Genomic DNA, 13,042 nt, shown 5'->3' on the forward strand with positions numbered 1-13,042 from the left:
CACAAGAGAGAGCGAACTACGCTGAGAACCATGTCCAACCCCTCCCGTACCGCCACCGACTTCGACACGACGTTCCTCACGGACATGTCGCGTCGAGTATTGATCGGCGATGGGGCGATGGGCACCATGTTGCAGGCCGCGGATTTGACGCTCGACGATTTCAACAACCTCGAGGGTTGCAACGAAATCCTCAACGACACCCGCCCCGACGTTCTCGCAGATATCCACCGCGCCTACTTCGAGGCGGGCGCCGACGCTGTCGAGACCAACACGTTCGGCTGCAACCTCTCGAATCTCGGCGACTACGACATCGCCGACCGCATCCGCGAACTCTCTTTCAAGGGCACCTCCATCGCCCGTGGCGTCGCCGACGAGATGGGGCCGTCGAGTGACGGCACCGGACGTTATGTTCTCGGATCGATCGGCCCCGGCACCAAGCTGCCGAGCCTCGGCCACACCACGTTCGAGGCCATCCGCGACGCCTACTTCGAATGTGTCGCAGGCATGCTCGACGGCGGCGCCGACGCAATCCTCGTGGAGACCTCGCAGGATCTGCTGCAGGTGAAGGCTGCCGTGCTGGCCGCCAAGCGGGCGATGGCCCAGCTTGGGCGTCGCATTCCGATCATCTCCCACGTCACGGTCGAGACCACGGGCACCATGCTGCTCGGTTCCGAGATCGGCGCGGCGCTCACCGCCATCGAGCCGCTGGGCGTCGACATGATCGGACTCAACTGCGCCACCGGGCCGGCCGAGATGAGTGAGCATCTGCGGTACCTGTCGCGGCACGCCACCATCCCGGTCTCCGTCATGCCCAACGCAGGACTCCCCGAACTCGGCCCCAACGGCGCCGTCTACCCGTTGCAGCCCGACGCGCTCGCGGAATCATTGGCGACGTTCGTCGGTGAATTCGGGCTCTCCTTCGTCGGCGGTTGCTGCGGCACCACGCCCGATCACATCCGTGAGGTCGCGGCCGCGGTCGGCGGCGTGACCAAAGCGAAGCGGACCCCGCAGCACGAGTCGGAGACGTCGTCGCTGTACACCGCGGTGCCCTTCGACCAGGACGCCAGCTTCCTGGTGATCGGCGAGCGCACCAACTCCAACGGTTCCAAGGCTTTCCGCGAGGCGATGCTCGCCGAGGACTATCAAAAGTGTCTCGACATCGCCAAGGATCAGACCCGCGACGGCGCGCACATGCTCGACCTCAACGTCGACTACGTCGGCCGCGACGGCGCAGCGGACATGACAGCGCTCGCCAGCCGTTTCGCGACGTCGTCGACGCTGCCGATCATGCTCGACTCCACCGAGCCGGAGGTGATCCGCGCAGGACTCGAGACGCTTGGCGGTCGGTGTGCGGTCAACTCCGTCAACTACGAGGACGGCGACGGACCCGATTCGCGATTCGCACGCATCATGCGGCTCGCCGTCGAACATGGTGCCGCTGTGGTGGCACTGACGATCGACGAAGAAGGTCAGGCGCGTACCGCGGACTGGAAAGTCCGTGTCGCAGAGCGGCTCATCGCCGATATCACCGACAACTGGGGCCTCGCCGAAGAGGACATCATCCTCGACACGCTGACGTTCCCGATCTCGACGGGTCAGGAGGAGGTCCGCAAGGACGGCATCGAGACCATCGAGGCCATCCGTCGGCTGCACGAGGCACATCCGGACGTGCACTTCACCCTGGGCATCTCCAACATCTCCTTCGGGCTGAATCCCGCTGCGCGCCAGGTGCTCAACTCGGTCTTCCTGCACGAATGCGTGCAGGCGGGTCTCGACACCGCGATCGTGCACGCGTCGAAGATCCTGCCGATGGCTCGCATCCCCGACGAGCAGCGCGACGTGGCGCTCGACCTGATCTACGACCGTCGACGCGACGGATACGATCCGCTGCAAAAGCTCATGGAGCTCTTCGAGGGCGTCTCGGCGGCGTCGGCCCGCGAAACCCGTGCGGCAGAACTGAACCGGCTTCCGCTGTTCGAGCGACTCGAGCGTCGCATCGTCGACGGGGAGCGCAACGGACTCGAGGCAGACCTCGACGAGGCGATGACGCAGAAGCCGCCGCTGGAGATCATCAACGAGACGCTCCTATCCGGCATGAAGACCGTCGGCGAGCTGTTCGGATCCGGCCAGATGCAGCTGCCATTCGTGTTGCAGTCTGCCGAGGTCATGAAAACCGCTGTGGCACATCTCGAGCCGCACATGGAGGCCACCGGCGAGGACGGCAAGGGACGCATCGTGCTCGCCACCGTGAAGGGCGACGTCCACGACATCGGCAAGAACCTCGTCGACATCATCCTGAGCAACAACGGCTACGAGGTCGTGAACATCGGTATCAAGCAACCGATTTCGACGATCCTCGAGGTGGCCGAGGACAAGCGTGCCGACGTGATCGGCATGTCGGGGCTGCTGGTGAAGTCGACCGTCGTCATGAAGGAGAACCTCGAGGAGATCAACGCTCGAGGGCTGGCGGACAACTATCCCGTCCTCCTCGGCGGAGCGGCGCTGACACGGTCGTACGTCGAGAACGATCTGTCGGAAGCCTACGAGGGCGACGTGCACTACGCGCGTGATGCCTTCGAGGGTCTGCGCCTGATGGACGACATCATGGCGCTCAAACGTGGTGGGGGATCGGTGCCCGAGAGCGCCGACTCGATCGCCGCAGCCCAGAAGGCCGCCGAGCGCAAGGCACGGCACGAACGATCGAAGCGCATCGCTGCCAAGCGCAAGGCCGCGGAGACTCCGATCGAGGTGCCCGCACGCTCGGATGTGGCCGCCGACAACGACGTTCCGACGCCACCGTTCTGGGGGACTCGGATCATCAAGGGCGTACCTGTCGCCGAGTACCGCCAACTGCTCGACGAGCGCGCTCTTTTCCTCGGCCAATGGGGTCTGCGCGGAGCGCGCGGCGGCGACGGGCCGTCGTACGAAGAGCTTGTCGAAACAGAAGGTCGTCCGCGGCTTCGCTACTGGATCGATCGGTTGTCGACCGAGGGCATCCTGCAGCACGCGGCCGTGGTGTACGGGTATTTCCCGGCGGTCAGCGAGGGCGACACCGTGCATGTGCTCACCGAGCCCCGCCCGGATGCCCCTGTGCGGTACAGCTTCTCGTTCCCACGCCAGCAGCGGCCGAAGTTCCTGTGCATCGCCGACTTCATCCGCTCGCGCGACGACGCCATCGCCACCGGACAAGTCGACGTGCTGCCGTTCCAACTCGTCACGATGGGCCAGCCGATCGCCGACTTCGCCAACAAGCTCTTCGCCGACGACGCGTACCGCGACTACCTCGAGGTCCACGGCATCGGAGTGCAGTTGACGGAGGCGTTGGCCGAGTACTGGCACCAGCGGGTGCGCAGCGAACTGACGGTGGGGGACAAGTCATTCGGGTCCGAGGATCCCGACGCGGCCCAGGGCTTCTTCGACCTTGAGTATCGCGGTGCGCGCTTCTCGTTCGGCTATGGCGCGTGCCCGAACCTCGAAGACCGCATCACGATGATGAAGTTGCTCGAACCGGAACGCATCGGCGTCGAACTGTCGGAGGAGTTGCAGCTTCATCCCGAGCAGTCGACGGACGCCTTTGTTCTGCACCACCCGGAGGCCAAGTACTTCAACGTCTGAGCATGCGCGTCACGTGGCGCGCAGTACCTCGGTCAGCTGCGGGACGATCTGCTTCTTCCTGGAGACGATCCCGGGCGCTTTGGCGTGGCCGTCGCGGACGGTGACGCCAAGCGCCTTCTCGACAGCCTCGACAGGCGAGCCCACGACGAGTAGGTCGGAGTCGACCTTCAGCACGTCGGTGAGCAACAGGAGGAACAGGTCGTATCCCTGTTGTCGCGCTTCGGCATCCATCGCGGCGAGGAACTCGTCGCGGCGTGCGAGCAGACTGTCGACGTCGACGGTGTTGATCTGTGCGACGCGGACTGTCGTCGACCCCATGGTGTAGCTCTTGGCGTCGCGGTCGATGAGTTCGGCCGCCGACGCGTCGCCGACGTCGGAGCCCGCGCGGAGTAGCTCGGTGCCATAGTCGTCGAGGTCGATTCCGGCGCGCTCGGCGAGTTCGGTTGCCGCAGCTCGATCGAGGTCGGTGGTCGTCGGCGAGTGCAGCAGAAGTGTGTCGGAGATGATCGCCGACACCATCAGTCCGGCGACGTCTCGTGGCGGTGTGAGGTCGTTCTCGCCGAACATCCGGTGCAGGATCGTGCACGTGCAGCCGACGGGCTCGGCGCGAAACCAGAGCGGAGCAGCGGTCTCGAAGTTGGCGATCCGGTGATGATCGACGACCTTGTGGATGGTCACGTCGGCGAGATCGGCGACACTCTGCTGACGTTCGTTGTGGTCGACGAGCATCACACCGTCTGCCTCGGGTCGTGCACGCTCGATCGCTCGCGGCGCCTCAACCCCGAAATGATCCAGCGCATAGCGGGTTTCGGGCCCCGGCGAACCGAGAGCCACCGCCTCGACGTCGAGTGTCGGATCGAGCGAGCGCTCGAGATGCGCCATCGCGATCGCCGACGCGATGGCATCGGTGTCGGGGTTGCGGTGTCCGAAGACGAAGACCTTCGACATGACTCCTCCGGGGCTGCTCGGTGATGTCGGTGCTCTCTGCCGACATTACGGTCACTCCGTCCCGAGCGAGCTCATCCGGGGTGAATCCACTGGCGTGAACCAGACAGTCTCTTTCCACCGACCTCCCAGCTTCGCCGGTCACAGTGGGGACCATGTCGTCGACTCTCACTTCCGCAAGCCCTCCCGCACGTCCACAGACACCTGTCTCCGGCGGAACCGTCGCACAGCCCGACCCGACCCCGCGCGACGCGGTGCCACGGTGGGTGCGATGGGGTGTGCTGTGGGCTGTGCTGGCGGTGGGTCTTGGTGTGCGGTGGTACTTCCTCGACCGCCAGACGATGGACTACCAGAACTTCTTGAGCCGCTGGTACGACACTCTCGACGAGCAGGGGTTCAGCGCGTTCCGTGAGCAGTTCGCCGACTACAACTATCCCTACCTCTATCTGATCTGGCTCCTCACCGTGCTGCACGTGCCGTCACTGATCGGCATCAAGGCGCTGTCGATCATCTTCGACGTCGCGCTGGCGAGCTTGGCGTACCGGATCGTCGCCCTGCGGACGGATCGATTCTGGTTGCCCGCGTTGGCGTTTGGTGTCGTGTTCCTCCTGCCGTCGGTGATCATGAACAGCGCCTGGTGGGGGCAGGCCGACGCCATCTACACCGCGTGCGTGGTGGCGGGGATCTACTTCCTGCTGCGCGCTCAAGGCAGCGATACTCGTCGGGGCGATACTTCCGGAGTCGATTCTGAGCGACAGGCGCACGTCGGGAATCGGCCTGCGTGGGATGTGCGTGCGTGGAATCCGTACGTGTCGAACTCCGTGGTCGCGTGTGTGTTCTTCGGCCTGGCGATCAGCTTCAAACTGCAGGCGATCTTCGTGTTGCCGGTGGTGTTGTGGTTGCTCGTTCGCCGTCGCATCCCCTGGTATGCCCTGCTGGCGATACCGGCCGTCTACGTGCTGCTCGACATTCCCGCGGTGGTGGCGGGCGCGTCGTGGTCGACAGCGCTCTCGGTGTACCTGAACCAGACCGACTCGTACAAGCAGCTCACGCTCGGCGCCGCGAACCTGTATCAGCTCATTCCGATCTCGGGAGACGCCACCTGGCTGGCACATCTCGGTATCGGGCTGGCCGCGCTGGTGATCGTGGTGTTCCTGGCCTGGTCGTTGTGGAAGAAGCCGGCCGTCACACCTGCCTCGATCCTCGTGATGGCAACGGCGAGTGCTGCCATCGTGCCGTTCCTCTTGCCCGCGATGCACGACCGATACTTCTACACCGTCGAGATTCTCAGCGTGATCGCCGCGTTCTACCTGCCGCTCTGGTTCATCGCGGTGCCGTTCCTGATCCAGGCGTCGGCGATCGGCGTCTACCACTCGTCACTGTCCGGCGATCAGGGCCACGGCATGACCAGGCAGTTCCACGGCAACAGCGGTGGTGCCGGACAGCCCTCCGGACAACCTGGGGGACAGCCGTCCGGACAACCCGCCGGGCAGTCACCTACCGGCCAACAAGCCGGTCCGGGCGGACCGGGCCGACCGGGCCGACCGGGTGGACGCGGCGAACAAAGCGGGCCAGGTCGACCGGATGGACATGGCGGAAGCGGTGGCTACACATCGGGCCGGGGTGATACCGCGCTGACGGTCTACGCCTCCCTGATGGCCGCGGCTGTGCTGGGACTGGTGATCAGCGTCGTCGACACCGTCAGACGCCCGGCCCCTCGCCCCGTGCACGACGACGCCGCCACGTGAGCCGAATCACCGGATTAGCTGCGCGTTGTCCGCATCGGCGATGATTCTCGGGTGACGACCTCGACAGAACCAGCCCGTCCGGCCGCGGTCCTCTGGGACATGGACGGCACGCTGCTCGACTCCGAGAAGCTGTGGGACATCGCCGTCGCCGAACTCTCCGAACGTCACGGCTACGCGATGACGCCGGAGCTACGGGAGTCGACGCTCGGCAACTCCATGACCGACGCGCTGACCAAGGTCTTCGACGCTTCCGGCGTGCCCGTCGACGAGCGTGACCATGCAGCCGACGAGCGATGGCTGCTCGATCGGGTGGCGCAACTGTTCGCAGTCGATCTGCCGTGGCGACCGGGCGCGTTCGAGGCGCTGACGACCATCGCCGCCGCCGGTATCCCCATGGCGCTGGTCACCAACACCGTGCGCGAGCTGACCGATCAGGCGCTCGACACGATCGGTCCGCACTTCTTCACGGTCACCGTGTGCGGCGATGAAGTGGAGCACGGCAAGCCGGCGCCGGATCCCTATCTGCGGGCGGCGGCACTACTCGGCGTCGAAGCCAGCCAGTGTGTCGCCGTAGAAGATTCGCCGACCGGAACGCAGTCGGCGGTCGCCGCCGGGTGCACGACGATCGTCGTGCCGTCGGCCGCCGACGTCCCGCAGGGTCCTCGACGCCGCTTTCGACGCAGCCTCGACGGTCTGACGATCCTCGATCTCGCACGGCACGACTAGTCGTTCGGCGATCCCGTGAGTCGATCCCATGTGCGCGCATGGGACAATCGACACCCGTGAAGACCTTCGATGAGTTGTTCGCGGAGCTGACCGACAAGGCGACCACGCGTCCCGCGGGCAGTGGCACCGTCGCCGCACTCGACTCCGGCGTGCACACACTGGGCAAGAAGATCATCGAAGAGGCCGGCGAGGTGTGGTTGGCCGCCGAATACGAATCCGACGAGTCGCTCGGCGAGGAGATCTCGCAGCTTCTCTACTGGTTGCAGGTGATGATGATCAAACGGGGCCTCTCACTCGAGGATGTCTACCGCCATCTGTAGGCCGTGACCGATTCGGTCCCGGCCCGCCCGACCTACAGACCACAGACGATTCATCGACATCCCCTGGAGTGACCATGCTGCGCGTTGCAGTCCCCAACAAAGGTGCCCTTTCCGAGTCCGCGGCCGCCGTGCTGGCCGAGGCCGGCTACCGAAAGCGATCCGACTCGAAGGATCTCACCGTCCTCGACATCAACAACGACGTCGAGTTCTTCTTTCTCCGACCCAAAGACGTCGCCATCTACGTCGGCGCGGGCACACTTGATCTCGGCATCACCGGGCGTGATCTCGCTCGTGACTCGGGTGCCCAGGTCGACGAAGAGCTCGCGATGGGCTTCGGGTCCTCGACCTTCCGCTATGCGGCTCCCGCAGGCCAGAAGTGGAGCGTCGACGATCTGGCAGGCAAGCGTATCGCGACGTCGTATCCGAACCTGGTGCGCGACGACCTCGCGTCGCGGGGGATGACGGCCGAGATCATCCGCCTCGACGGTGCGGTCGAGATCTCCATCCAGCTCGGGGTCGCCGACGCGATCGCCGACGTCGTCGGATCCGGACGGACTCTGCGACAGCACGGCCTCGAGGCGTTCGGCGAATCGCTCTGCGACTCCGAAGGTGTCCTGATCAGCCGTGCCGGCGTCGACCCCGACAAGCGCGCCACGCAGTTCATCAAGCGAGTGCAGGGCGTGGTGTTCGGACAGCAGTACGTGATGATCGATTACGACTGCCCTCGATCGCTGTTGGAGCAGGCGACCGCCATCACTCCCGGCCTCGAGTCGCCGACCGTCGCTCCGATGGCCGATCCGGAGTGGGCGGCCGTACGCGCAATGGTGCCGCGTCGCGATCACCAGAACCTGATGGACGAGCTCTCGGAGCTGGGTGCGCGCGCGATCCTCGCGTCGGACATCCGGTCCTGCCGCTTCTGACGTCTGGCGGAAACCCGAGAAACGCTCAGCGCGGAACGAGTAGCACCGTCTGGGCCGAGCGGCCCAAGAAGCCCCTGACGTCGTAGAGATCGGCGAATGTGGCGCCGTAGCCGTGGCTGCCCGCGGCCATGTCGGCATCGATGCCAAGCCACGGCGTCGACGGTTGGCCGACGAGGTGCACCGTGGTGTCGGTGTTCATCCAGGTCCACTCGTCGGGTCGCAGCGTCGTTCCGAGTCCGTTCGCCACGTCGATAACAGTGAAGACCGACTCCATATTCGACATGGTCTCGCCTTCCACCAGGTCGATCGAGGGCTTGATCCACACCGCGGGTGTCTGGCCGTGCAATCCCGGCGTCGCCGCGGTCTCCGTCGTCCCGATGAAGCCGACGGTGCCCCAGTCGACGCCGAGGTCGCTGTTTGCGGTGACACCACGAACCACGGGCAGTGTCTCCGGCGACGGCAGCGGTTCGCGCGGCGCGTGGGTGATCGCTGCCGAATCCGTTGTGCGCATGCGCCACCCGATACTCTGTGCCGCCAGGCGATATGTACCGTCGGGCTGCCTGACCTCCAGGTCGGCTTCGATCAGCGCAATCTGTCGTCCGGGGCGAACCGCCCTCGCGCGGACCCGATTGAGTCCCAAACCTATCGGCCCGAGGATCTCGGTCGTCACCCGGGTGAACTCTTGCGTGGGATTCGGCGCGCACCGTAGGAGACTGCGCATCAACAGACCCGCGGGAGGTCCTCCGTGCTGGATGTCGGAGGCCCACACACTCAGGGTTGCGGACGTGGGTGAGAAGTACTCGAAGTCGTCAGCGTCGTCGTCGGTGTTCGGGATGTCGTCGACGCGTTCGTAGTAGCAACTCTCCACGGCCCGACCCTAGATCACGTGAACCTCAAGCCCCCGATCAGGTCGGTGTCATCCGATCGGACGCTTTCATTCCTACGTTTAGACCAAATCGCTACAAGTCCACGTCGTCAGTGTGGTCAAACGACCACACTCGGGCATGTTCGCGACAGTTATTTTGACCATTGAGATCGCAATATTCGGTCACGAACATCCCTGCCGCCTCATCTGCAGCGGCACTGACACATGAGGTTGCCCGTGTACCGACTCCGGAAATCGGTCGGCAGTGCTGCCGTCGGTTGTGCGCTATGTGTGGGAACTGTTGTTCCCCTGGCCCTCTCGTCGACAACGGCACACGCCGGCGTACCGTCCGCGGAAGCAACTCAACACACCGTCGACGGCCTCGCCGCCTCCGGAGTCTTCCGTCCGTCCGAGCCCGACGACGGCACCGGTCCGGACTGGTTGAGTACGGCGATCGGAGCGCACAACGGCGATGTCCTGATCGTCATGACCCCTGGTACCGATGACGGCACCCTTTACCCGCGCCTCAAGGGCTTCCGAACCGGGGACAAACCGACGTACATCATCGACTACCCCGAGTCGATCGGGCCGATCATCGGCGGACGCTCCGACGCCGCGCTGCCGATCTTCGCCCCGACCTACGACCAATCACGCGATGTGGCGATCACGAAGAACCTCGCGACCATGCGAGCTTTCGCGACGCAGCAGGGTGCGAATCCCTTTGTCGTCTACACGGGCTACTCCCAAGGTGCCGAAGCCCTCGGCAACGCTGCCGAGCAGGCCGTCGCCGCCAATGAAGACGGGCCGTCGATCGATGTCGAGCGGTCCCACATCGTTCTCATCTCGGATCCGCGCAGCCCGTGGGGGCTGAAGGCCTGGGCCGCCGACCACGCGGCAGTGGCCGGGCTGATGGAGATGTTCGGTGCCGAGTCCAACGGGGCGCGTGACCCGGAGGCAACCGGCGACCTGCCCGTGACATCGGTGATCGTGGTGGGTGATCCCGTCGCCAACTTCCAATGGGCCTCGTCTCGGCCTGTGAGCTCGCTCCTGGTCAACGCAGCGGGATTCATCACGATCCACACCGGGCTAGGCGAACAGAACTACGGCAATCTCATCGATTACAGCCAGGAGCCGTCGGTCCTGCGCAGCGCCGACGGCAACACCACCTACCTCGTCTACACACCGAAACACCATCCGCTGACGGCGCTCGCTGTGCTGGTCAATAGTCGGCTCGGCATCGCCGTCGACGACGATGAGGTTGCCCGCTGGGATAGCGTCAACAACGCCTTTTATCCGCTCCAGGCTCCGGGCGTGCAGAACGCGGCCGTCGACGTCGTCGACCCGACCGCTGCTGCTCGCACGGCACCGACAGACGTGCCGAGTTCGGCGTCGCGCGCCGCCGTCGAGAACACCGAGACGCCGGTACCCGCGACGCTGTCTTCGGATACCGAGGAGTCCGTCGGCGAGCAACAGCTCGACGCGGTCCAGCCGTCGACACGCGGCCGCCACCGCGCGCCCGAGCAGGCAAAAACCCCTCCAAAGCTTCCGACCACGTCCCCTGCGGCCCCGACAGTGGGTTCCCCGCAGATCACCGACCCGACGTCGCAATCACCAGCAGGACCCCAAGCACCAGCAGGACCCCAATCACCAGCAGGACCGCAGTCACCGGCGGCTACGCCGACGCAGTCAGATGGACCTCGGCACGCGGCGCAGACACAGCCGGACGCGGCGAAAGCCGGGGCGTTCAAGGACGGTGCGGCGTCGGAAGGCGGCAGGCACGCGGTGACCGGGCAGGGTCGGCATGCAGCCGAGAACACCGAGAATGCCGCTTAGGCAACAGGATTCGGACGAGAAGGACTGACAGTCGCGCGATCAGGCGACGAATCCGGGCGGGGGACCGGGGTACTCGGGGATCTCGCCACCGAACTCGGGACACCGAGACTTGTGTTCGCACATCCGGCACAGGGCTGATCGTCGAGGCCGGAAGTCTCCGGAGGCGACCGCTTCGCGGATCGCCTGCCAGATGGCCGAGAGCGTACGACCGAACCGTTCGAGCTCGTCGTGGTCGGGTGTGTAGCTGAGCACCTGGCCGTCGGAGAGATACATCAGTTGGAGGCGGTGGGGAACCACACCCCTGATACGCAGGATCGCCAGCGCATAGAACTTCATCTGGAACAGTGCTTTGGCTTCATACCCTTCACCTGGTGCGCGGCCCGTTTTGTAGTCGACGATGCGGATCTCGCCGGTAGGCGCGACGTCGATTCTGTCTATGAAGCCACGCATCAGGACGTCGTCGCTTTCGATCTCCACGTGTTCTTCGACGGACTCGGGTGTGAACGCGGTGGGATTCTCGAGGCGGTAGTAGTTGCCGATCAGCTTGATGGCTTTTTCGACGAATTTGTCGTCGTCGCCGTCGAGTATGGCGCCCAATGAGGGGTCGGCTTCGCACATCGCCGCCCACGCGCCCTCGACGAGGAACTCGGCAGATTCGCGGGTTCGGAGCTCGGCGGGCAGATCGAACAGATTCTCCAGCGCCGCATGGACGACCGTGCCACGCGTCTGCGCCTGCGTCGGCGTCTCCGGGAACCTGTCGATTGCCCGATAGCGGTAGAGCAATGGGCATTGCTTGAAATCGGCGGCCCTCGACGGCGACAGGGCAAGCGGCCGCCCGACGAGTCCCCGCCCATGTCCCCGGCCACTCGTATCCGGACTCGGAGATGAGGATGTCTCGGGTGCCTTGGCCGGAGACGTCGCAGAATCGTCGGCCGTCCCGTCGTTCCGGACGATGGGGTCGGTGGAGGACCCAGAGTACGCAGTCATGCTCACATTTGGCAGGGTAGGTCGCGGCAGTGACATTGCTGCCGCCCGACATGCGCACCCTGACCTCGGATCTTTCCCATCGGTCACATGCGTCACAGCAGTCTCGAGAGGAAACACACATGGCGTCGAGTGGCGTGTTCGTCGTGGGCGATAGAGTCCAGCTCACCGACGCCAAGGGCCGGAAGTTCACGGTCAATCTCGAGTCCGGTAAACAGTTCCACACCCACCGTGGCGCCATCTCGCACGACGATCTGATCGGATCGCCCGAAGGCAGCATCGTCAAGGCCACCAGCGGCACCGAGTACCTCGCTCTGCGGCCGCTGCTCGTCGATTTCGTCCTGTCGATGCCGCGCGGAGCTCAGGTCATCTACCCCAAGGATTCCGCGCAGATCGTCAGCGAAGGCGACATCTTCCCGGGTGCTCGAGTTCTCGAGGCCGGCGCCGGATCCGGCGCCCTGACATGTTCGTTGCTGCGGGCCGTCGGGTCAGAAGGCGAAGTCGTGTCGTACGAGATTCGTGAGGATCATGCCGAGTACGCACGCCGCAATGTCGAGACGTTCTTCGGCGGGGCGCCCGACAATTGGTCGTTGACTGTCGCCGACCTCGTCGAGGTCGACACCAATGAGCGATTCGACCGCATCATCCTCGACATGCTTGCGCCGTGGGAAACCCTCGACGTCGTACGAACGGTATTGAAACCAGGCGGGGTTTTGACTGTGTATGTGGCAACGGTCACCCAGCTGTCGCGGGTCGTCGAAGCGCTCCGCGAACAGGAATGCTGGACCGAACCGCACGCGTGGGAATCGCTCGTCCGTGACTGGAGTGCCGTTGGCCTCGCCGTGCGACCCGAACACAAAATGCAAGGACACACGGCCTTTCTCATCACCGCACGACGCCTGGCGGACGGAGTCACAACCCTGCGTCCCCAGCGTCGACCGACAAAGGGATGAGTTCAGCTCAGAGGGTATGAACAAAGCGCGGCTTCGCCGGAGAAACACCGCGAATACGTTGCGAAGACTCACATTTAACACGCCGTCAACACCACGTATCGCGCGGTGCGCGGCGATATTTGCCGCCTCCCGG

10 protein-coding genes are annotated in these 13,042 nt (G+C 64.8%); 7 read left to right on the forward strand and 3 right to left on the reverse strand.

Annotated elements, in window-relative coordinates; translation table 11 throughout:
- The first annotated feature begins 30 nt into the window (after positions 1-30).
- Positions 31-3,615 carry a methionine synthase gene (metH, locus tag ABW18_RS02410; RefSeq protein ID WP_049697365.1) on the forward strand — a complete coding sequence of 1,195 codons (3,585 nt, stop codon included), beginning with the start codon at positions 31-33 and terminating at the stop codon, positions 3,613-3,615.
- A 9-nt stretch (positions 3,616-3,624) separates the two neighbouring features.
- Here metH and ABW18_RS02415 read toward each other — a convergent pair whose 3' ends face one another.
- Complete coding sequence (locus tag ABW18_RS02415) at positions 3,625-4,563, reverse strand: manganese-dependent inorganic pyrophosphatase (protein ID WP_049697366.1); 939 nt, start codon at positions 4,561-4,563, stop codon at positions 3,625-3,627.
- Between the two features lie 152 nt (positions 4,564-4,715).
- On the opposite strand from ABW18_RS02415, the gene ABW18_RS02420 reads away from it, so the two are divergent.
- The 4 genes from ABW18_RS02420 to hisG all read left to right on the forward strand — a co-directional run bounded on the left by ABW18_RS02420 (position 4,716) and on the right by hisG (position 8,274).
- On the forward strand, positions 4,716-6,308 hold the full coding sequence (locus tag ABW18_RS02420) for a membrane protein (RefSeq protein WP_049697367.1): 1,593 nt from the start codon (positions 4,716-4,718) through the stop codon (positions 6,306-6,308).
- Positions 6,309-6,359: 51 nt separating this feature from the next.
- Positions 6,360-7,034, forward strand: a complete 675-nt coding sequence (locus ABW18_RS02425) for an HAD family hydrolase (protein ID WP_049697368.1) — start codon at positions 6,360-6,362, stop codon at positions 7,032-7,034.
- A gap of 38 nt (positions 7,035-7,072) precedes the next feature.
- Positions 7,073-7,354 carry a phosphoribosyl-ATP diphosphatase gene (locus ABW18_RS02430; RefSeq protein WP_197494490.1) on the forward strand — a complete coding sequence of 94 codons (282 nt, stop codon included), beginning with the start codon at positions 7,073-7,075 and terminating at the stop codon, positions 7,352-7,354.
- Positions 7,355-7,428: 74 nt separating this feature from the next.
- Complete coding sequence (hisG, locus tag ABW18_RS02435; RefSeq protein WP_049697531.1) at positions 7,429-8,274, forward strand: ATP phosphoribosyltransferase; 846 nt, start codon at positions 7,429-7,431, stop codon at positions 8,272-8,274.
- 25 nt (positions 8,275-8,299) lie between these two features.
- Here hisG and ABW18_RS02440 read toward each other — a convergent pair whose 3' ends face one another.
- Positions 8,300-9,142: a thioesterase family protein gene (locus tag ABW18_RS02440; RefSeq protein WP_049697369.1), complete on the reverse strand. Its 843-nt coding sequence runs from the start codon at positions 9,140-9,142 to the stop codon at positions 8,300-8,302.
- Positions 9,143-9,430: 288 nt separating this feature from the next.
- On the opposite strand from ABW18_RS02440, the gene ABW18_RS02445 reads away from it, so the two are divergent.
- Positions 9,431-10,972, forward strand: a complete 1,542-nt coding sequence (locus ABW18_RS02445) for an alpha/beta hydrolase family protein (RefSeq protein ID WP_331436636.1) — start codon at positions 9,431-9,433, stop codon at positions 10,970-10,972.
- Between the two features lie 39 nt (positions 10,973-11,011).
- Here ABW18_RS02445 and ABW18_RS02450 read toward each other — a convergent pair whose 3' ends face one another.
- Entirely contained in the window at positions 11,012-11,959 is a 948-nt protein-coding gene (locus ABW18_RS02450) for a RecB family exonuclease (RefSeq protein WP_049697371.1), read from the reverse strand.
- Positions 11,960-12,078: 119 nt separating this feature from the next.
- On the opposite strand from ABW18_RS02450, the gene ABW18_RS02455 reads away from it, so the two are divergent.
- Positions 12,079-12,909, forward strand: a complete 831-nt coding sequence (locus tag ABW18_RS02455) for a tRNA (adenine-N1)-methyltransferase (RefSeq protein ID WP_049697372.1) — start codon at positions 12,079-12,081, stop codon at positions 12,907-12,909.
- Positions 12,910-13,042: the final 133 nt, after the last annotated feature.

Source organism: Gordonia jacobaea (genome assembly GCF_001186365.1).
Classification (GTDB): domain Bacteria; phylum Actinomycetota; class Actinomycetes; order Mycobacteriales; family Mycobacteriaceae; genus Gordonia; species Gordonia jacobaea.